This window comes from Roseofilum sp. Guam, assembly GCF_017746735.1.
GTDB classification, from domain to species: domain Bacteria; phylum Cyanobacteriota; class Cyanobacteriia; order Cyanobacteriales; family Desertifilaceae; genus Roseofilum; species Roseofilum reptotaenium.
The window spans coordinates 1-19089 of the sequence record NZ_JAGHZN010000055.1 but is presented as its reverse complement, the minus strand read 5'-3'; the positions used below and the strand labels follow the sequence as shown (position 1 = coordinate 19089).

Genomic DNA, 19089 nt, shown 5'->3' with positions numbered 1-19089 from the left:
GTATAACGGATAGTTCGGAATTTGGGCAAGGGATTAGAGTAACACTTTAATAAAATTTACAGAATCTCCTATAGCAGAGAAAGAGTTGGTTAGGACAGTTAGATTATGGTTTTAGGCAATAGGCACGAATCGCAATAGAAAGTGTCCTTGCTTACGACCTAGGGGCATGGGGCGATCGCCTGAACCCAAGATCCAAGAGATCCGATTTATCCTTGAGATCCGCGCATTTTCAGGGTTTCAACTTGATGTTTTAAGGCAGATGGATCGTTGGAGTTAATAGAAATGGCTCGATCAAAGGATTCGATCGCTTCTTCAATTTGACCCAGTTCCCGTAAGGCCAATCCACGATTATCCCAGGCTTCATGATAATCGGATTTGAGCTTCAGGGCTTCATCAAAAGCCGCGATCGCTTCTCCATATTTGCCTAAGTTCAGCAGTGCAACCCCCTTATTCCCCCAGGCTTCATACAGTCCCGGTTGCAGCTCTAAGGCTTTTTCATAGGATTCTATCGCCGCTTGGGGTTGCCGTAACATCACTAAAGCGTTACCCCGATTTAACCAGGCTTTGTAAAGTCCGGGTTCCTGACTTAGAGCGCGATCCCAAGTGGCGATCGCATTGGCATATTGTCCCCCTTTTGCTTGTTGCATCCCTTGGTTAAACAAAATAGTCGCTTCATCAACTGTGCCATTGGCTTGATGTTGTTGATAAATTTGATAAAGTTGCTGATAAATCGCTTCTACAATTTCTTCAGGATTTTGACTATTGATACCCACTTGCTGCGAAAATTGCCCCATCAAATTGGGCATTTCAGTTAGTTTTTCCAGCAATTCATTCAGACTCACGGTTTCTGTCCATTGTTTTCCATGGGCAGTGTAGGCGAGGTTAATCACCGGTTGTTGTCGAATATAGTCTTCTATGGAAGTAGCCGCTTCTGATGGAGCTTCACTCACCGGTTCTGGTACAGGCGTTTCTGGTGGAGTTTCACTCACCGGTTCTGGTACAGGTGTTTCTGGTGGAGCTTCACTCACCGGTTCTGGTACAGGGGCTTCTTGTGGAGCTTCACTCACCGGTTCTGGTACAGGGGCTTCTTGTGGAGCTTCACTCACTGGTTCTGGTACAGGGGCTTCCGGTGGAGCTTCACTTACTGATTCTGGTACAGGTGTTTCTGGTGGAGCTTCACTCACTGGTTCTGGTACAGGGGCTTCCGGTGGAACTTCACTTACTGGTTCTGGTACAGGCTTTTCTGGGGGAACTTCACTTACTGGTTCTGGTACAGGCTTTTCTGGGGGATCGGCCCATAAATCAGAAACAACTTCTGGGTAAAATAAAGGACTACTCTTAGAATCACTCGCTTCCACATCAACCGTATCCACCTTTTCTGGAGGCGTTTCAGAAGGGGGGGGACTGGCTACAACATCTAAAGCCGGGTTTTGAGGTGGAGGCGTTTCTGATAGAGGTTCTGATGGAGTAGGATCGGGAACCGTTGAAGGAGAATTAACCGTTACGCTCGGAGTCATATATTCCCAGAGAGAATTTCCTTGGGAGCGTAAGCGCAGTTGCAGTCCTATTTCATAGGTAGCTTCTCCTACCGGTTGCCATTTGGGGAGCGATCGCACCATTTCCCCAACTTTCATCATCTGAGCGGCTTGCTGAGTTTGAGCCGCTCGCCCTCCTAATAGTCGAGCGCGATATTCTCTTAACCAGTCTAGCCATTGATCCGAATTGGTGCGATCGCCTAATTTTTCAAAAAAGAGTCCCACCCTCTCCGCTGGCCATCCCTGATCCACTCCCTCCATTAATTGCCGAAATAAAAACTCATAATCTGCTTCACTCAGACGCGGAAGGACTTCTGCTGATGAACTCTGATGCAGATCGGATTCTGTGGAACTCCCGGTTAAGATCTTCCCTCCAGGATTAAAGATTTGCCCCAGTAAACTCTTGAACCATTGCCAAAGCTGCCTCATGATCTCCCCATCCTGTTGCACATTTAGCCTCTTTGATAGATTAGCAGTTTTTGGATTGGGCTGAATCGGAAATGGAGAAGATTATCCGGTCAGTCCGGGAGTCAGTGGTTAAGATGTGATTAAAATAGCTATAGCGCCCAGCGCTATAATTCAATGAGCCTAATCTTGGAGAATGGTATGTACTCAGCGTTTCAGAGTCAAGCGATCGCCTGGAGAATGGCGGCAGGATGGATCAGTGCTGGGAGTGTTTGGTTACTTGGTCTTTCTCCAGTTCAAGCCCAATTTGCTAATCCTAACCGTCCCACATTTTTTCAAGAGGGTTATCAACAACTGCAAGAAGAGGTACAACGACTGCAAGCCTCTCCTGACGATCGCCCCCTTTTAACTGTTGATACAGGTAAACTGCAATGGCAACATCTCATTTCGCGGGCAGGAGAATTCCAAGTCTGGATACCCACAGGTCTTTCTACCCACGAACAACAGTCGATTCTTACTGTGGTGGGCAATTTAGCCTTTGAGGTATTGACGACGAATCAGGAAAAGTCTCGCTTTATTGTGGCGTTTTCCGATCAACAAACAGAAATGGCTAATCAAGGTGAGGCAATTCTCGCTCAAGTCTTGGATGCCATTGTCCAAGATACCGGTTTTTCCGTTCAAGAGACGATGGGAAATGATCGTCAACAGGATGTAGTTTTAAATAATGGGCAAGAGAATATTCAACTGCGAATGATGGTGATGGGCGATCGCATTTATGTCTTGGGGGTAGGTTATCAGGACACTCAAATCAAAGCGCTAGATATCGAGGCCTTTTTCAATTCTTTTCAACCCTTATTTTAAGGATTGGATGCAACGCTTCATTCTCTCGTTCGTACATTGGGGGGGCACGGATAAAAGTGCCCCAGATTCAGTTGTCCAGATAGAGATTAACAAGAGACAGGGTTAAGCTAACAATAATGTTTTCGGCGAGAACCGCCTGTCTGAGGGTTCTTCTTCTGGTTGTCGGTTATGAGCTGCTCTCACCAATAGACGGTTGCTTGGACAAACTTCCATTTCTCCAGCTTGCAGGGCATATCGCCATTGCCGCCCTAACCGCCAAGCCCGGAATTTAAAGATATTCCATCGGGGGTTAGAAGGATAGAGCGCAAAGCCTGCTCTAAGTGCAGGAATATGTTCTGGAGAAAGATCGGTATGGACGTTAATTGTTTCCGTCAGTGGTATAACAGCAGCAGCGCGGTGTTTGATGGTCTGAGTCACTCATTGTACCCCCTGCTTGTTACTACCAATACCTTTTTAGTATATAACAAATTGTGAAGTTTATTCAAGAGGCCCAAGGTAGAAATTAGGGATGAAAATTGCAATTATTGGATGTGGTTATGTCGGAAGTGCATGTAGTCGATATTGGCTCGATCAAGGCCATCAGGTAACGGTGACGACGACGACACCAGAGCGGGTAAGGGATTTAGAGGCGATCGCCAATCAGGTTATGGTCTTACAAGGAAGCGATCGCTTACAACTGAAGAAAATCATCCAAGATCAAGAGATTATCCTCCTCAGTGTAGGCGCAAAACGCACCAACCGCGGCCCAGATGCTTATCGGGATACCTATTTGGGAACCGCTCAAAGTCTAGTTTCTGCCCTGGAAACTGCACCCCAAGTTCAACAGATCATTTATACGAGTAGTTATCAAGTGTATGGCGATCGCCAAGGGAATAGCGCCGATGAAACGATCCCAGTTGCTCCTGTCTCTGATAATGGTGAAATCTTAGCCGAAACGGAGCGGGTACTCCTAAGTGCCCAAACTCTAGATCGTAAGGTTTGTATTTTTCGTCTTGGGGGAATTTACGGGCCGAACCGGGAATTAATCAAAATTTATCGCACCATGGCAGGAACCGCTCGTCCTGGAACAGGACAAGAAGCCACCAATTGGATTCACCTAGAGGATATTGTGGGGGCGATCGCCCACAGTTGCCAGCACCGGTTGCACGGTATTTATAATTTAGTCGATGATGCCCATTTAACTCGCCAAAACTTTCTCGATCGCCTATTGAGCTTACATCACTATCCTGCTGTTACTTGGGATGCCAGCTTACCCGATCCCAGACCCTATAATGTTTGGGTTTCCAATCAGAAAATTAAGGATGCCGGTTATTCATTTCGGTATAGCGATCGCCAATTCAATTAACCCGGAATACCTCAAGTAGAGGCGGAAATTTGTTCGCCTCTACTGCCTACTGCCTATTGCCTATTGCCTAATGAAACTTAAACTGATTACCGCTAATCTTCGCTACGATAAACCTGACCCAGGGAATTCTAATTGGCAGGTGAGACGAGAGGCTGTTGCTGGGTGGATTTCCCAAGAGCAACCCGATATTCTGGGAACTCAAGAATGTTTAGCACATCAAATGCTCGATCTACATCGTCGCTTACCCGAATATCAGAGTATCGGGTGCGATCGCCAGGGGAATGGTGGTGGAGAATATTGTGGGATTTTCTATCATCCCCAGCGCCTAACTTGTTTGGAATCCGGTGAGTTTTGGTTAAGCGAAACGCCAGATATTCCCGGTAGCATCAGCCCAGAATGGGGTAATCATCAATCACGATTTGTTACTTGGGGTAAGTTTATTAGTGCTGAAAATCAACAGATTATTGTTTTGAATACGCACCTAGATTATAACAGTGCCCTAGCCAGACATTTGGGTACAAAATTAATTTTAAATCAACTGAATCAATGGCCAGATCAACAATCCTATCGGGTTCTCATGGGAGATTTTAATGCCTCTCCCCAAAGTCAACCCAGACAAATGTTAGCCCAAGGTTCGAGTTCCGATCGCCCTTGGTTAGATGCCTTAGCAGAGGTTCCCCTAGAAGAACAAAATACTTATCATGAATTCACCGGTAAAGCTTGGGATGCGGTCGATACTATTTACTATGATGCTCGTTGCTCCCTCTTATCTGCCAGAGTCGAGAGATCGCCATGGGAAGGGGTGTTAATCTCCGATCACTTTCCCGTAGTCGTACAAGTGTTACTCAGATAACGGTCAGCCGCACGACAATATGGCATCATTGATCGGAATCCCTAGGGCCTCAACCCTAATTGGGATATTAACCTATTGAACTGTTTTAATATCATGAAATTTCCCTACTTCATCGGTAGCGTCATGGGTTTGGCGATCGCCAGTACTGCCTTCTTCGGTGTTTCTGCTCAAGCTTGCTTTCTTAGTAAGTCTCCGACTCAAGGAGCCGGAGAGAACCAGACTTCTGCTGCTCCCACCAGTGATAGGGCTGAACCGACTTCCGCTAGTCAGATCGCTAGCTCTACTTCCACCCATCATGTTCATGACCATACTCATATCACAGATGGGGCTAAAAATAAGCCGGTTGCTATGATTGCCGGTTTAGCGGGAATCGCAGGATTCGGTGCTGTGGGAATGATGATTAAAGGCAAGGATTCCCTTCCGCGTTAACCGTGAAGTGACTGAAATTCCTGAACTTGACGATGCAAACCGTTGTTAAATCAGTAACAACTAATGTAGATGCCAATCGGGAAGTGGGCGATCGCACCCTAACCTCCGTTGGCTGATCCGTGAGTGGTAGGGTGGGCCATTATCCACCCTACTTGATAATGCTTTAATTATTCATGATTAATTATTTTGACTTCTCAGCTCATTTCCCCACGTCAAACCCTCAATCAATGGTTGGGCATTGAAACTCTACTCGGGAAAATTTTCAATCTCACCATTATTACACTCGTCCTGATCTCTGCTGCCATTTTCGTTATCCAAACCTACGATCTTCCCCCCGATCTCGATCGAGTTTTAGATCTAGCTAATACCTGGATTCTCCTTATCTTTATTTTAGAATATCTGTTGCGTTTCTGGTGTGCCGAACAGAAACTAGAGTACTTCTTAAGTATTTATTCCCTGATTGATCTATTGATCTTTATCCCCTTTATCTTCGGGGTATTCGACATCGAAATCGGATTCTCCAAAACCCTGATTTGGTTTCGGATCTTGCATCTCCTCCGCTATCTGGGAGCCAAAACATTTCTCGGCATCATTAACTCAGAAAATAACCTGATTGTTACCCGCATCTGCTTTACCCTCTTTTCCATTATTTTCGTCTATTCTGGTTTGATTTATCAGATTGAACATGTCATCAATCCCCAATCCTTTCGCCATTTTTTCGATGCTCTTTACTTCTGCATTGTCACCATGACAACTGTCGGATTTGGGGATATTACTCCCCTTTCTGAAGCCGGACGTTGGATCACCTTAGCGATGATTTTAACGGGAATTTCCTTAATTCCTTGGCAAGTCGGAGATTTAGTCAAACATTTTGTTAAAGAGTCCCAAAAAGTGCGAGTGGAATGTCAAGACTGTGGTTTATTATTTCACGATCCAGACGCTAAGTTCTGTAAACATTGTGGCTCTAGTTTAGTTGAGGAGAGGGAATACTCGAACACTATTCGTCAAGAGTAACCGTAAATACCTAATCCTCTTGTGTCTCTAAACCGACTTCGCGGCGAAATCGGAGCAACTCCAAGGAGCGATCGCCATAAACCCCCTCAATTTGCTGCTCACAGCAGTCGATCGCAAAATCATTCAATTCCTGCGAGTCAATACCAAACATCCTTTCATAGACATCTGGTTGTACCCGACAGAATTGGGGACGGTCTGGATAAATGGTACATTCTTTGGTTAAATGATCGAAGTGGATGCACCAGCCATCAGGGGCTACCAAACTATAGTAGAGTTCTAACTCACTAGGGGATAGGTATTGGTCTAGATCCGGGCGCTCATCTGGATCGAGATGGCAGCACGCACCACACTGTTTAATACAACGCCAAGTTGCCATAAAGCTACTCCGTAAGCTGAATTGGGGAATTGGGCTAAACTTTATTGAGTTTTGTTAACTTCCTTAAAGCTTGGGGTCGATCCCCATGTAAAATCAGAAGTTGCATTCTATCTAGTAATTGCATCAACTCCTAGGGTTGAGAGTGGAGGAGACATGGATTTTATCACAAACTTGTTCACAGGGATCGATTGGATACTCATAGCACAGCTATTAATGCTAACATTAGTAGTGGTAGCTGGCCCAGCCGTTATCTTTGTTCTATTTTTGCGAGGTGGCGACCTCTAATTATCGTTCACTCCTTACGCACTAAAGCCCGATATAGTCGGGCTTTTTTTAATTAGCGCTATAACAATTTGAGTCTATAAGGGCTAATCATGGCTAAACTTACCATTCGTACTCTACACAAAACCCTCGCTCCCATTGTCCTACTTCCCTTGTTTATCACCGTCTTTACAGGGGTTTCCTACCGGTTGGCAAAAGATTGGTTTGGACTCAGCCGCGATCAGGTGCATATCCTCATGGTGATCCATGAAGGGGAATATTTCGGTAAATCTTTTGAATCCTTTTATGTTTTGCTCAATGGCTTGGGTTTGCTCTGGATGTTAATTACTGGGTTAACAATCTTAATTAACCATTGGCGCAAAGAGTGGCGTATGAAAACAAAAGCCATGAGTAGGGAATAGGGAATAGGGAATGGGGAATAGGGAATAGAAAATTTCTTAATTCTCCCTTCCTTTGCTCTATTCCCTGTTACCTAGAGCGAAGCGCTATATTGATGAACTCATTGTTCTTGTAGCAACCAAAATCCCGCAAATGATTCTGATTCAGGATTGGACTGAATAGCGATAAAATGAATTCCTTTAGACTGCTTTTTAGCTTGTTCTAAGTTTTCTCCTTCTTTTAATAATTGGGGCGTATTCAAGTTAGCCAAAATCCAACTTTCGTTCACTCCAGTTTCCAGTAATAACCTAGGTTTCTTGCTCCTATCTTCTCGATTTTCCATCACTTTGAGAAAGGCTAATTCTAGACCAGACATCCATCCAGCCATGGGAATGGCGCGGGAGGAAAAGAGGATAATACCAGGAATGGGAGTTGTATCTGATAATTCAAATGGACTTAAGGGAAAAGACTCTCCAAAAGCAATTTCCCATTCGGGCATCTCGGCAAACGCTTGTGCTTCTAGGCTAACCAATGCCCATTTTTGACCTAGGATGGCATCTGGGAGTGATTGGGCGATCGCCGATTCATATTTTACAGAAGGCGAAGAGGCTGCCTTGGCATCATAACCCGCTTCTTGGGGATAGACTTCTGTTTCTCTCTGTTGTATCCACTGATACAAAGTTAACGTGCGACGACTGGGCGCTGAAGGAATCGCCAAATCCTTACAAGCTTTGACAATCATGTTATTCATTTGTCGGCGAAAGAAGCGGATCTTACTCGGCCGACTGGGAGCTTGCTCCATGGCCTCTAACAGAGCAGCCTTTAATTCTCCTGAGTTAACGTTACTACTCGGACAAAACCGAGAATACCGAAATAAGCTTTCGGGGTCAGTCGCGATCGATAATGGAGTTTCACAAATCAGAATTTCCCAAACTTTCTTATTATTTTCATCTAGAATAGGGCGGGAGTAAAAATCGAGTTCCCAAATTGTTTTCATTGAATCAACTAACCAGTAACAGTCCAAATGTAGAGCAATTGTCAAAGTAGGAGGTGGAAAGAAAAAGCACAGTCCTCCTACTAGAGAGACTCAACGTATGAGTCTAAGCATCAGGCAAAGATTTAACCGCCCGTTCTCGACGAGCCGTAGCACTTTCCATGACTTCGTCCATATTTTCTAATAGCTCTCCGGGATAATTCTCCAAAATGCGGGTAGACAAAGAAATTCGTCCTTTCCCTTCATCAATACTAATAATGATTGCCTTAATAGATTGACCAATAGAAAAATGACTGGAGAGGGCAGCAATATAGCTTTGACTAATTTGCTTAATATGAATCAGTCCTGTGGTATTGCCTAAATCGACAAATAAACCAAAGGGTTTAATATTAGCAATTCGTCCTTCTACCAATTGTCCCACTTCCAACTGACTAAACGTCGCCGCTTGGGTTGCGAGTCGTTCAGAAAGCACCAACTTACGAGTATCTGGGTTCACTTCCAGAAATCCTACGGTCAGGGTTTCCCCCTTGAGAGCATTGAGGTTTTCCCGTTGACTCAGATGCGATCGCGGGATAAACCCTCTAAGTCCCATCACATCAACCGTCACGCCCCCTTTATTGCTCCCGGTTACCCGAACTTGTAGCGCTTGTTGCTCCTCCTGCTTCTCTAAGAGGGTATCCCAAAGGCGCTGGATTGCCAGTTGGCGACGGGAGAGCGTTACTTGTCCCTCTTCATTTTGTTCGCGAGTAATGAGAAAATCTAATTCCTCATTCAGAGGTAAAACGGTAGACAAATCGGTTACATTTTCTAAAGCCGCCTCTTGTATGGGTACAAAGGCAGTAGACTTGCCACCAATTTCAATATAGGCTCCCTCTTGGGAATGGACAGCCACACGACCGCGTACCACTTGTCCTTTTTGGAAGGTATAGTCATGCTCTTGCAGAGCTTGGGCAAAGTCATCTGGGGAAAAGCCAATAGAAGAGGGAGTTTCAGAAGAGGGTTTGGATTCAGAGTTCATAACTAGGGTCTGAGAAATTAGAGCACTTTGCGCTAGGCAAAAGGCAATCGAGTATGGGTGCTAGGTTTGAGCCTTTCAAGGCAGTCCTCACCACCTTGGCAGTTGCTATTCAGAAGCCTGAAGTTGGGCGTGAAACAAATCTTTCACTTTAGCCCAGGCATCAGTAGCAGCTTCTGCATTATAACTAGCACGGCGATCGCAGAAAAAGCCATGATCGGCTCCATCGTACCGGAAAATCTGATGAGAAACCTGAGCCTCTCTTAGAGCAGCTTCAATTTGCTCGACTTCTGAAGCTGGAATACTGGCATCTTCATTGCCAAAAAAGCAGTAGAGGGTTCCCTTAATCTCTGGGGTACGAGTAATGGTAGGTTCGCCTCCCCCTGGGGTGAGAGTAGCAATTCCTGCACCATAGAAGGACGCAGTGGCCTTAATCTCATCCAGGATAGCGGTCAGATAAACGACATGGCCGCCAAAGCAAAATCCGATCGCCCCAAAGCCTCCTGATTTCAGATTGGGTCGTGTTTTTAGATAATCTAAGGTTGCCTGAATATCACTGAGCAATTCATCCGCCTTGGTTTGAACCTTATATTCCCGGCCGATTGTAATGTCTTCTGGGGTATAACCCGCTTCAAAACCGGGAGCCAGACGCTGATAAATCGCTGGAGCAATAGCAATATAGCCCTGTTTGGCCATGCGATCGGTTATATCGCGAATATGTTCATTTACCCCAAAAATCTCCTGTACTACGACTACGCCCTGATGGGGCCCCGGTGTAGTCGGTTCAGCCAGATATGCATTGATGAGCAAGTCGCCATTCGGGACTTGCACTGAAGTAGAGTGTATAGTCAGCTCTGCCATGATTACGGGAAAACTTGAGGTTGCGTCTTTCCAATTTTAAGGGAAAAACTCGTTAATCTTGAGCTAAAAAAAGCTCTTCACTGGATATCTAGTGAAGAGCTTTTGACAAAATGTGTTTAGACAGATGAGCGAATCTTTAGAGAGATTGGCAGTTGCCCCTTATTTCTTTTTCATTCCCTTGGCCATCTTCAGGAAGTCTAAGCCACCTGTGTTGGTATTGGAAGGACGACGAGCGGGGGTGGGGGTTGAAGGTTGACTGCTGACTTGAGGTTCAGACTTCGCAGGGGTTGAAGACATCATTTGACCTTCAGGGCGGATTTGCATTTCCATCGAAGAGGCTTCAACCACTTCACTCGCCCGTTTACCTTTGGGATAGGTATGCTTGACCCGTTGCTTTCTACGCATAAAGTCAATATCGCCAAAGGTTTTGGCTTCATCAGGAGGAAGGAAAAAGTCTTGAGACATGGGTTTGGCTGTTAGTTATCTATGGTATAGACGGTTCTTATGTTAAATTTTATCAAATTTTCTCAGATTTGGAATATTTTTTTATATTTTCCTGCATTTATATGAATTTTCATATGGTTCCGTGCCATTATATCTATATGCCTATGAATAGGTCAAGGGACTAGGAAGGGTAATATGGGTTATACAATCAGGGCAAAGATAACTTCAATCTGTATCCTTGTATATGTTTTGAGTCTTTTCCCTTGCTGGAGTACGTTACTATGTCTGAGGTTTCCCAAGTGTTTGAATATCCCCAAAGCCGTCAAGTCGATCAAGTTGATGATTACCACGGTACCCCAGTATCCGATCCCTATCGATGGCTAGAGGACTTAGAGTCAGATCAAACCCAAGCATGGGTTGAAGATCAAAACCAAATCACGTTTGAGTTTTTAGAACAAATCCCTACCCGGGAATCGCTCAAAAGTCGTCTTGAAGAACTCTGGAATTATGAGAAATATGGCATTCCCTCGAAACAAGGCGATCGCCTATTCTATTTTAAAAACTCCGGACTGCAAAATCAATCCGTTCTCTACTGTCTCCAAGAGCCGGATGTCGAGCCTCAGATTTTACTCGATCCGAATACTCTATCAGACGATGGTACAACGGCCTTATCCAGAATTTCCATTTCTGAAAATGGGCAATACCTCGCCTATGGCTTATCCCAATCCGGTTCTGATTGGCAAGAGTGGAAAGTCAGGAATATTGACAGCAAAGAAGATCTCGGTGACCATTTGAAATGGATTAAATTTTCTACGGTTACTTGGTCGAAAGATACTCAAGGGTTTTATTACAACCGCTACGCCGAACCCAAAGAAGGGCAAGAATATCAAGAACAAAACTATTACGAAAAACTGTATTACCATCGGCTAGGCGATCCTCAATCAGCCGATCGCCTCATCTATGAGCGTCCCGATCAAAAAGAATGGGGGTTTTCTCCGACAATCACGGAAGACGGAAAATACTTACTGATTAGTGTCTGGCGCTCGACAGAACTGAAAAATTTGGTGTTTTATCAAGATTTAAGCCAAGACAACAGTCCCATCCTTGAATTAATCTCTGAATTTGAAGACAGTTATCAATTTATTGGTAATCAAGGCTCAATCTTCTGGTTTATAACCAATTGGCAAGCACCCAAGTGGCGAGTAATTGCGATCGATATCAACCATCCAGAACAAGAGAATTGGCAAGAGATTATTCCCGAATCGAATGATGTGATCGGCGAAGTGAGTTTGCTGAATCATCAGTTTGTGGTTCAATCGATGCAAGATGCTCATTCTCAAGTCAAGATCTATAGCTTAGAGGGAGAGTATCTAAAAACTCTTGCGTTACCCGGTTTAGGTTCAGTGAATGGGTTTAATGGTAAACCGGAAGATACCGAAACCTTCTATAGCTTTACCAGCTATACAACTCCCACGACTATTTATCGCTATGACTTGCTGACAGGAGAAAGTATCCTGTATCGGCAACCAGAAGTGAACTTTAATCCAGATGACTATGAGAGTAAGCAAGTGTTTTATCCCAGTAAAGATGGCACCCAAGTTCCTCTTTTTATTACCCATAAGAAAGGAATTACTCTTGATGGCTCAAATCCCACCTTACTCTATGGCTATGGGGGCTTTAGTATTTCTCTAACTCCGGGGTTTTCGGTCAGTCATTTAGTGTGGATGGAGCAGGGAGGAATCTATGCAGTTCCCAATTTACGGGGCGGTGGAGAATATGGCGAAGACTGGCATCAAGCGGGGATGAAACAAAATAAACAAAATGTGTTTGATGATTTTATTGCGGCAGCAGAATGGTTAATTGAACAACAGTATACTTGTTCGGAGAAATTGGTGATCGCCGGTGGCAGTAATGGCGGTTTATTAGTCGGCGCGTCTCTAACGCAACGCCCCGACTTGTTTGGTGCTGCTCTTCCCGCTGTTGGTGTTATGGATATGCTGCGATTCCATAAATTTACCATTGGCTGGGCTTGGTGTGATGAATATGGGTGTGCCGATCATCCAGAAGACTTTGAAAACCTCTATCGCTATTCCCCGTTGCACAACCTGAAACCCGGAACTGCCTATCCTGCTACTCTAGTTACAACCAGCGATCGCGACGATCGAGTTGTTCCTTCCCACAGTTTCAAATTTGCCGCAGCTCTACAAGCTGCCCACAGGGCTTCATCTCCAGTCTTGATCCGCATTGAAACCAAAGCCGGGCATGGTGCAGGAAAGCCCACCAGCAAACAAATCCAAGAAATTGCCGATAAATGGGCATTTCTCACCCAAGTTCTCGGTATTGCCTAACTAGGTTCACGTCAAATCCCTTGGGAAACACAGCACCGGTGACTGAAGCCCCCTCTAAATTCGCCTGCGATAGATTGGATAGGGTGAAATCCGTATCCATTAACACCGCTTCGCTTAAATTAGCTTCGGTGAAATTCGTCCAGTACAGTTGGGCGCGATAGAGGGTGGCTTGGTGCAAATCTGCCGAACGGAAGGAAACCCCCATTAAATTGCTCGATCGCAAACTCGCCTCTCGCAAAATCGCCCGGCGCAGAGACGCACCCATGAGAATGGCTTGACTGAGATCAGCCTGTTCTAAATCTGCTGTTTCTAACATGGATTGCGCTAAGATGCTATGGGCTAATTTAGCCTGTTTAAGAATCGCCCCATTCAGGATAGCGTGGGTCAAATTAGCATATTCCAGAACCGTATGGTGCATGGAGGCATTGATCAGTTTTGCCCGACTCAAACAAGCCTTCTGTAAATTGGCATGGTTTAAGATCGCTTCATTGAGATTGCAGTCACTCAAATTCGCCCCTTGTAAATTTGCGCCTTGGAGATTCGTATCGCTCAGGAAGGCTTCGTGCAAAGAAGTTTCTTCAAAGTGTGCCCCAATAAGGTTGGCTCCTGTCAGCATGGCTTGATTCATAAATGCTTGACTAAAGGTGGCTCCCCCTAGGGTGGCTCCCGTCAAATTGACTTTGATCAAATTGGCTTGCGTGAAGTTGATTTCGCAGAGGTTTGCTTGGCGCAAGTCTGCATTTGCCAAATTGACTTGGCAAAAATTCCGTTCTCCTGCACGATAGCGTTCTAATAATTCTGAAGCCTTCATTGCGTGTTCCTCATCAATTGATTTTTTGGAGAAATTGTGTTGTTGTTCTCCTGTTTTCAATCATATTCTGAGATTCCCTTGTGTACCAGGGTGGTGTGAGGTGTCGGAGGGATGGGGGTTTTTATCCTATTGTTAAACGTTAACTTTTGACAATAGGTATAAAATCCTCTCTCTATCAGACTTTGAGCGATCGCCAAAAATGCCCCATGAACCCCCCCTGCTACAACGCCAGTCTGATATCAATACAGTGGGATTGATCGAGGTTTTGGCGATCGCCTATAATTCCCGCCTTCCGCCAGAATTCTATCAAATTCTTAAATGTTGGCATCAATGGGTATACAATCAGGATTAATTATTAAGGACTAATGATTAATTCTTCCATGCGTTTGGGTAAAGTCGTTAAATCTAATTCCCATTGTGATTATGTTGTCCAACTCGATGAAAAGCACGATTTATTGAATCCACCGGAACCCGATGATTATGGGTTTGGTTGTTTCGTGAAGCTCGAAGATCTCGGCGATCGCCATTGGGCAGTAGGTTTAGTTTATAATTCCCAGTTGTTTAATCCCCAATTTCTGAATACGGGGCCTCGGTTATCCAACGATCCCGATCCCTTCTTCACACCAGATTTGATTGTCGAAACACGGGTTTTACTGGGTACAATTTTAATTGGAGAGTTCATCCAAGGGGGCGATCGCCTCCATGGAGTGCAAGGAATCCCTAGGGTTGTGGTTCCCGTTAATACTCCAGTCTTTAAGATGAGTCCCGAAGAAATTTATCAGTTTCACTTAAACGCCCAAGGCCGCCCCCATTTAGGGTACTATGCCCATGTGCTGCGCAGTGGGGGCATGTTTGCCTCCCAGTTAGTGCAACAAGTGATTGGCGAATTAATTGACCAAAATCTGTTTTCGGAACCCGATCAAAGAGCGTTAGAAATTCTCCGGAAAGAGTTAGCATGGAAGAATACGTTAGGCTCGATTAAGGGTTAATAGCATCAAGAAAAGTTTTGATTTTTAATAGATTATGGTGCGCTTTAAGCTGTGGCAATGGATCGTTTTAATTACCCCGATCGCCTCGATCGCGATCTTACTGCTTGTTGCCGCTGGGTTGCAGATACATACTTGGGGGCTGAGTTGGATCTGGGCAATCTTTATCCTGGTGTTCTTGGGGTGGCGCTGGTTATTGGTGCTGTGGACTCGCCCTATGGTAGAACAGGTGGAAGCAGCAGTCGCAGCCATCAGTGCAGATATGGAGGCGGTGACGGAAGAAACCCAGTCTGCCATTGGTAATGCGGAAGTCGGGGCACAGATTGAGACGGCGTTAGAGACGATTCTCAAGGAGTCAAAAGGCGATCGCCCCATTTGGGAAGATCAGGCGACCTTTTTTCAACGTTGTCAAGCCGTGGTGGTGGCGGTGGCTGAGGCTTATGGGCAAAATACCCAATATCCTCTACTCAATATCTACATTCCCCAAGCCTATGGATTGGTTCAAGGAACCGTGGAGGATGTGGGACGTGCCATTAGCCAACTCTCTCCTGTTCTCAATCAGGTGACCGTTGGCCAAGCCTATCAAGCCTATGAAATCTATCGCAAGTTGGAACCTTCAGCCCGTAAAGTATTACAGGTTTGGGGTTGGGCGCAGTGGTTGCTCAATCCAGCCGCAGCCGCAGCAAGACAGGCGACGCGCAAGTGGGGCAATAAGGCGACTCAGGAGTTACTGGTGAACTTGGGTCAAATGTTACGGGAGTCAGCCCTGCGGAATCTCTGTCGGCAGGCGATCGCCCTCTATGGTAACGTAGCGCCTCCCGATCTCAATGTTTCAGCCTCCGAATTAACCCTACCGAAAGCCAAAACCGAAACCCTACGCGCCATTATTGCTAAAGGGTCCCCAGAGGAACAAGTTGAGGAACAACCTCTGAATCTACTTTTAGTCGGACGGACAGGGGCAGGTAAAAGTAGCCTGATTAACACCTTATTTCAAGCAGAACGGGCGGAAGTGGATGTTTTACCCAGTACCGACAAAATTCAGGATTATCAATGGCAGGGAGCTAATGGCGAGGGCTTACATCTTTGGGATACGCCCGGTTACGAGCAGGTCAACCGCCCCGATTTAGCCGAGCAAGTTTTAGAGTTTGGGGCTGAAGCCGATTTAGTCTTATTAGTGACTCCTGCCCTCGATCCGGCCTTGCAAATGGATGTGCATTTCTTGAAGCAACTCCGGGAACAGAATGAGACTTTACCCATTGTCACGTTTGTCACGCAAGTTGACCGTCTGCGCCCCATCCGGGAATGGTCGCCCCCCTATGACTGGGAATTCGGAGAGCGGCCGAAGGAGTTAGCGATTCGTGAGGCAACCGAGTATCGTCAGCAACAGTTAGGGCAATGGTGCGATCGCCTCCTGCCCCTCGTCACCGCAGATGCTCAAATCGGTCGCCAGGCTTGGAATACGGACAAACTCTCCGCCCTGCTCATGGAGGCAATTGGGCCAGTGAAAGAAGAGAGACTCGCACGATTTTTACGCGATCGCGATGCCCGTACCCTAGCTGCCGCCAAAATTATCGACCGCTACACGTTCCAAATGGCGACGACTCAAGGCTTAACTGCACTCCTGAAAAGTCCCGTCCTCCGATTTGTATCAACGATTGCCACCGGTTCGCCCACCCTCGCCTATCTCCTCGCCGAACAAATCCCCATCGAACAATTACCGGTAGTGATTGGCAAGTTACAGATGGCCTATGATTTATTTTTACTCCTGAGTAATGACCCAGAGTTAGAAGTGAAATTTGAACTTTTGACCCTTTGGCCGCAACTGCTAGAAAACCCTGCAACTCCGGAAAAAAACGCCTGGGCCTTCGGTCATGCCCTGGTAGAATATTGGGTGCAAGGGTTGAGTATGGATGAGTTGGGCGATCGGGTCAAATTTTATCTAGAGACGCGAAAGTAGTAATCATAACATCTTTTCCAGCGCCTCTAGTGCTGCATTAAATCCCGATCCCTCCTCACACCAATCTTCATCCACTCCCAACTGCCGCCAACGACACCCATAAAAACTACTTGCACTCAGAATAAACCGGGATGATACCTTGCTCTCATCTACTTTCATCGCCGTTTGAATGATAGGTTCGATCTTAGCAAACACCGAAGAGATAGCAGCCTGTGCTTTTTCCCGATCCGTATAAGCACCACCCCAGCTTACTTGTAGAAAAAAGGCGAGAGGACCATAAACCAGATAATAATGGATAGCATAGGAATTCATCCCATGGCCATCAAAAGCCAACACCACATAATCATCCACAGATTGAGTTTCTACCTCTTCAATAAAGGGATCGGTAAAATACGGAGTAGCAGGCAGAATTGAACGGCTGCTAAATACCCCTTCAGAAAGAGGTTTGAGAGCATTCTGTAACTCGACTGGCATACAAGGAAACGGTATTCCTTCCTCAGCCAGCCATCTTTGAGCCGCTTCTAAACCAGAATGTTCTGAGTCCATAATTGATATCTATCCTTGTTAATGATCTAAATTGCTGGTACTAATCCCAATTGGTCACTGTTTTGCCTTTAGCCACCTTCTTGATCAAATATTCCGCCAGATTCTCCAGCCGTTCAATAGCTTTTTCTACTTCAGAATTTGTCAATCCGGTTACGTTTGGATCGAGAGCTTGGCGGACTCGATCGAGATTATTGGAGAGCTTAATAATTTTAATCGCAAATGCCTTATCGATGTGTAAATTCTTCGCTGATTTTCCACCAATTGCCACGGAGGATGAACCGCTCTTAGGATCGAATCCATATTGATCGCCAAAGGTTAAATCATTATCAATTCCCCAGACTTTCCCTCCCTTGAGGAGAACATTACCCAGGTGACGATCCACTTGACCGGTAATCACATCCATTAGATACAACTTATGTAATTCTTGTATATGTCGCCCTTCTATATTACTGCCACCATCAATGTCATAGGGATCGCGCCCAGGTTTCGCATCGCTAATTTTTTCCATGACCGATCCTGTTTTTCCACCTTTAGTCGCTTTATAGGTTTTCGGAATAATGCCAGCTTCTAGGAGTTGATCGATCCGATAGGCAGCGATCGCACGTCCGGTTTGATTCGGGTTTCTCTGGGGAATCCCTGCTGCTGTTCCTTTATGCATTCCATACATCTCATCAACTGCTTTTTCTTTCTTGAAGTAACCCTTCGTATCCTGATTATCCATGATTACTTCTTTCACTGAGTTGAGTCCTCCCTGATCCCTTTTTCCTTCAAAGTTTTTGTTAAGTGTGTCCAAATCTCCTAAATCGGCATTTTCAACTTGAGGAATGGGGTCATCTCCCGATTGACTATAGTCTTGTTGTACCGTTGTCAATTTGGAATTCACATTCTCCTTAACCTTATTCATGTTATCAATTTCTTGCTGTATACTCGTCTTCTTACTCTGCTTCTTAGTAGACTGCTTACTATTTGTTTTTTTAGTAATATAAACATCAATCAGCTTCTTCAATTTTTTCAGAAAAACAAGCTGTACAATCAGGGGTTCATTGGCTAGACCATTCCTTTCATCATGCCAGAGATCCAATGTATTGAGAATGGCATGATATTCTTTACTGCGCCAGCGTCCTCTAATCGCGACTTTCTCTTTCGCTTGATCTTTTGTCCAAAGGTCTCGTTGAATGACCTCTCTGTTAATCACCGATTGTGGATGACTCGAAGATCCTATTCTTTTTTTTTACGCTGCACGCTTGCCCCTTTCTGCTGCACCACATGGGTTAATTCATGGGCAATTAATTCCTGACCTTGGGGACTTGAGGGTTTATATTGTCCTTTGTTGAAAAACACATCCTGTCCCGTGGTAAATGCTTTTGCTTGTATCGATTGACTTAAACCATGAGACTGGGAATCCGTATGCACCTTCACGCTACTAAAATCAGCGCCCATCGCTTCTCCCATTTTCGTCTGAAGCGTAGAATCTAAGGCTTGTCCCCCTTGTTTCGCTTGTTTGAGTTGTCCTTCAAACTCTGGGGTAGCTCTTCCTCCTGCTAACCCATCCCGTTGTAGTCCCGGTTTGGGTTTCATATCTACCTCCTCCTCCTCGTTCCGTTGCACCGCCGAGTCAAGAGGTTTCATATCTACCTCCTCCTCCTCGT

At 45.4% G+C, this 19089-nt stretch carries 22 protein-coding genes; 11 read left to right on the top strand and 11 right to left on the bottom strand.

What is annotated here, in order from left to right; genetic code table 11:
• Positions 1–206: 206 nt before the first annotated feature.
• Complete coding sequence (locus J7529_RS19675; RefSeq protein ID WP_318730379.1) at positions 207–1964, bottom strand: tetratricopeptide repeat protein; 1758 nt, start codon at positions 1962–1964, stop codon at positions 207–209.
• A 177-nt stretch (positions 1965–2141) separates the two neighbouring features.
• Here J7529_RS19675 and J7529_RS19670 point away from each other — a divergent pair, with 177 nt between their 5' ends.
• Complete coding sequence (locus tag J7529_RS19670; protein ID WP_318730378.1) at positions 2142–2801, top strand: hypothetical protein; 660 nt, start codon at positions 2142–2144, stop codon at positions 2799–2801.
• Positions 2802–2903: 102 nt separating this feature from the next.
• Here J7529_RS19670 and J7529_RS19665 read toward each other — a convergent pair whose 3' ends face one another.
• Positions 2904–3218 carry a hypothetical protein gene (locus J7529_RS19665; RefSeq protein WP_318730377.1) on the bottom strand — a complete coding sequence of 105 codons (315 nt, stop codon included), beginning with the start codon at positions 3216–3218 and terminating at the stop codon, positions 2904–2906.
• Between the two features lie 91 nt (positions 3219–3309).
• On the opposite strand from J7529_RS19665, the gene J7529_RS19660 reads away from it, so the two are divergent.
• From J7529_RS19660 to J7529_RS19645, 4 genes are all read left to right on the top strand, one after another.
• Positions 3310–4146: an SDR family oxidoreductase gene (locus tag J7529_RS19660; protein WP_318730376.1), complete on the top strand. Its 837-nt coding sequence runs from the start codon at positions 3310–3312 to the stop codon at positions 4144–4146.
• A gap of 70 nt (positions 4147–4216) precedes the next feature.
• Positions 4217–4999 carry an endonuclease/exonuclease/phosphatase family protein gene (locus tag J7529_RS19655; protein WP_318730375.1) on the top strand — a complete coding sequence of 261 codons (783 nt, stop codon included), beginning with the start codon at positions 4217–4219 and terminating at the stop codon, positions 4997–4999.
• Positions 5000–5092: 93 nt separating this feature from the next.
• On the top strand, positions 5093–5428 hold the full coding sequence (locus J7529_RS19650) for a hypothetical protein (RefSeq protein WP_271936457.1): 336 nt from the start codon (positions 5093–5095) through the stop codon (positions 5426–5428).
• Between the two features lie 186 nt (positions 5429–5614).
• Complete coding sequence (locus tag J7529_RS19645) at positions 5615–6442, top strand: ion transporter (RefSeq protein WP_318730374.1); 828 nt, start codon at positions 5615–5617, stop codon at positions 6440–6442.
• A 10-nt stretch (positions 6443–6452) separates the two neighbouring features.
• Here J7529_RS19645 and J7529_RS19640 read toward each other — a convergent pair whose 3' ends face one another.
• Positions 6453–6818, bottom strand: coding sequence for a YkgJ family cysteine cluster protein (locus tag J7529_RS19640; protein WP_318730373.1), 366 nt, complete (start codon positions 6816–6818; stop codon positions 6453–6455).
• A gap of 153 nt (positions 6819–6971) precedes the next feature.
• Here J7529_RS19640 and psb30 point away from each other — a divergent pair, with 153 nt between their 5' ends.
• Both psb30 and J7529_RS19630 read left to right on the top strand, forming a co-directional pair.
• Positions 6972–7103: a photosystem II reaction center protein Ycf12/Psb30 gene (gene psb30, locus J7529_RS19635; RefSeq protein WP_271936453.1), complete on the top strand. Its 132-nt coding sequence runs from the start codon at positions 6972–6974 to the stop codon at positions 7101–7103.
• Positions 7104–7192: 89 nt separating this feature from the next.
• Complete coding sequence (locus J7529_RS19630) at positions 7193–7501, top strand: PepSY domain-containing protein (RefSeq protein ID WP_271936452.1); 309 nt, start codon at positions 7193–7195, stop codon at positions 7499–7501.
• Positions 7502–7599: 98 nt separating this feature from the next.
• Here the strand turns inward: J7529_RS19630 and J7529_RS19625 are convergent, their stop codons facing one another.
• The 4 genes from J7529_RS19625 to J7529_RS19610 all read right to left on the bottom strand — a co-directional run bounded on the left by J7529_RS19625 (position 7600) and on the right by J7529_RS19610 (position 10813).
• Complete coding sequence (locus J7529_RS19625; protein WP_318730372.1) at positions 7600–8475, bottom strand: Tab2/Atab2 family RNA-binding protein; 876 nt, start codon at positions 8473–8475, stop codon at positions 7600–7602.
• Between the two features lie 103 nt (positions 8476–8578).
• Entirely contained in the window at positions 8579–9490 is a 912-nt protein-coding gene (locus J7529_RS19620) for a S1 RNA-binding domain-containing protein (protein ID WP_271936448.1), read from the bottom strand.
• 105 nt (positions 9491–9595) lie between these two features.
• Positions 9596–10348 carry a dienelactone hydrolase family protein gene (locus tag J7529_RS19615; protein WP_318730371.1) on the bottom strand — a complete coding sequence of 251 codons (753 nt, stop codon included), beginning with the start codon at positions 10346–10348 and terminating at the stop codon, positions 9596–9598.
• Between the two features lie 159 nt (positions 10349–10507).
• Complete coding sequence (locus tag J7529_RS19610; protein ID WP_271936446.1) at positions 10508–10813, bottom strand: hypothetical protein; 306 nt, start codon at positions 10811–10813, stop codon at positions 10508–10510.
• A gap of 260 nt (positions 10814–11073) precedes the next feature.
• Here J7529_RS19610 and J7529_RS19605 point away from each other — a divergent pair, with 260 nt between their 5' ends.
• Complete coding sequence (locus J7529_RS19605) at positions 11074–13140, top strand: prolyl oligopeptidase family serine peptidase (protein WP_318730370.1); 2067 nt, start codon at positions 11074–11076, stop codon at positions 13138–13140.
• On the opposite strand, the gene J7529_RS19600 is transcribed toward J7529_RS19605, so the two are convergent.
• Positions 13115–13951, bottom strand: coding sequence for a pentapeptide repeat-containing protein (locus J7529_RS19600; RefSeq protein WP_318730369.1), 837 nt, complete (start codon positions 13949–13951; stop codon positions 13115–13117). The two genes, J7529_RS19605 and J7529_RS19600, sit on opposite strands and share 26 nt — an antisense overlap.
• A gap of 199 nt (positions 13952–14150) precedes the next feature.
• On the opposite strand from J7529_RS19600, the gene J7529_RS19595 reads away from it, so the two are divergent.
• The 3 genes from J7529_RS19595 to J7529_RS19585 are packed head-to-tail and all read left to right on the top strand — an operon-like array spanning position 14151 to position 16894.
• A complete protein-coding gene (locus J7529_RS19595; protein ID WP_318730368.1) occupies positions 14151–14303 on the top strand; it encodes a hypothetical protein in 153 nt (50 codons plus the stop codon).
• A gap of 28 nt (positions 14304–14331) precedes the next feature.
• Positions 14332–14940: a hypothetical protein gene (locus J7529_RS19590; RefSeq protein WP_413038934.1), complete on the top strand. Its 609-nt coding sequence runs from the start codon at positions 14332–14334 to the stop codon at positions 14938–14940.
• 34 nt (positions 14941–14974) lie between these two features.
• The gene (locus tag J7529_RS19585; protein ID WP_318730366.1) at positions 14975–16894 is read left to right on the top strand and encodes a GTPase family protein; all 1920 of its coding nucleotides are present in this window, start codon (positions 14975–14977) and stop codon (positions 16892–16894) included.
• Between the two features lie 3 nt (positions 16895–16897).
• Here the strand turns inward: J7529_RS19585 and J7529_RS19580 are convergent, their stop codons facing one another.
• The 3 genes from J7529_RS19580 to J7529_RS19570 form a co-directional block, all read right to left on the bottom strand.
• The gene (locus tag J7529_RS19580; protein WP_318730365.1) at positions 16898–17440 is read right to left on the bottom strand and encodes a hypothetical protein; all 543 of its coding nucleotides are present in this window, start codon (positions 17438–17440) and stop codon (positions 16898–16900) included.
• A gap of 40 nt (positions 17441–17480) precedes the next feature.
• Positions 17481–18635 (bottom strand): hypothetical protein, encoded by a 1155-nt coding sequence (locus J7529_RS19575; protein WP_318730364.1) that lies wholly within the window; start codon positions 18633–18635, stop codon positions 17481–17483.
• Between the two features lie 23 nt (positions 18636–18658).
• On the bottom strand, positions 18659–19089 hold a 431-nt coding region (locus J7529_RS19570; protein ID WP_318730363.1), incomplete at its 5' end, for a DUF4157 domain-containing protein.

What these genes read in the sequence shown, in the direction of transcription:
- J7529_RS19675 (WP_318730379.1), bottom strand. Translation starts at nt 1,964, where the DNA reads ATGAGGCAGCTTTGGCAATGGTTCAAGAGTTTACTGGGGCAAATCTTT.
- J7529_RS19670 (WP_318730378.1), top strand. Translation starts at nt 2,142, where the DNA reads ATGTACTCAGCGTTTCAGAGTCAAGCGATCGCCTGGAGAATGGCGGCA.
- J7529_RS19660 (WP_318730376.1), top strand. Translation starts at nt 3,310, where the DNA reads ATGAAAATTGCAATTATTGGATGTGGTTATGTCGGAAGTGCATGTAGT.
- J7529_RS19655 (WP_318730375.1), top strand. Translation starts at nt 4,217, where the DNA reads ATGAAACTTAAACTGATTACCGCTAATCTTCGCTACGATAAACCTGAC.
- J7529_RS19650 (WP_271936457.1), top strand. Translation starts at nt 5,093, where the DNA reads ATGAAATTTCCCTACTTCATCGGTAGCGTCATGGGTTTGGCGATCGCC.
- J7529_RS19640 (WP_318730373.1), bottom strand. Translation starts at nt 6,818, where the DNA reads ATGGCAACTTGGCGTTGTATTAAACAGTGTGGTGCGTGCTGCCATCTC.
- psb30 (WP_271936453.1), top strand. Translation starts at nt 6,972, where the DNA reads ATGGATTTTATCACAAACTTGTTCACAGGGATCGATTGGATACTCATA.
- J7529_RS19630 (WP_271936452.1), top strand. Translation starts at nt 7,193, where the DNA reads ATGGCTAAACTTACCATTCGTACTCTACACAAAACCCTCGCTCCCATT.
- J7529_RS19625 (WP_318730372.1), bottom strand. Translation starts at nt 8,475, where the DNA reads ATGAAAACAATTTGGGAACTCGATTTTTACTCCCGCCCTATTCTAGAT.
- J7529_RS19620 (WP_271936448.1), bottom strand. Translation starts at nt 9,490, where the DNA reads ATGAACTCTGAATCCAAACCCTCTTCTGAAACTCCCTCTTCTATTGGC.
- J7529_RS19615 (WP_318730371.1), bottom strand. Translation starts at nt 10,348, where the DNA reads ATGGCAGAGCTGACTATACACTCTACTTCAGTGCAAGTCCCGAATGGC.
- J7529_RS19610 (WP_271936446.1), bottom strand. Translation starts at nt 10,813, where the DNA reads ATGTCTCAAGACTTTTTCCTTCCTCCTGATGAAGCCAAAACCTTTGGC.
- J7529_RS19605 (WP_318730370.1), top strand. Translation starts at nt 11,074, where the DNA reads ATGTCTGAGGTTTCCCAAGTGTTTGAATATCCCCAAAGCCGTCAAGTC.
- J7529_RS19600 (WP_318730369.1), bottom strand. Translation starts at nt 13,951, where the DNA reads ATGAAGGCTTCAGAATTATTAGAACGCTATCGTGCAGGAGAACGGAAT.
- J7529_RS19595 (WP_318730368.1), top strand. Translation starts at nt 14,151, where the DNA reads ATGCCCCATGAACCCCCCCTGCTACAACGCCAGTCTGATATCAATACA.
- J7529_RS19590 (WP_413038934.1), top strand. Translation starts at nt 14,332, where the DNA reads ATGCGTTTGGGTAAAGTCGTTAAATCTAATTCCCATTGTGATTATGTT.
- J7529_RS19585 (WP_318730366.1), top strand. Translation starts at nt 14,975, where the DNA reads ATGGTGCGCTTTAAGCTGTGGCAATGGATCGTTTTAATTACCCCGATC.
- J7529_RS19580 (WP_318730365.1), bottom strand. Translation starts at nt 17,440, where the DNA reads ATGGACTCAGAACATTCTGGTTTAGAAGCGGCTCAAAGATGGCTGGCT.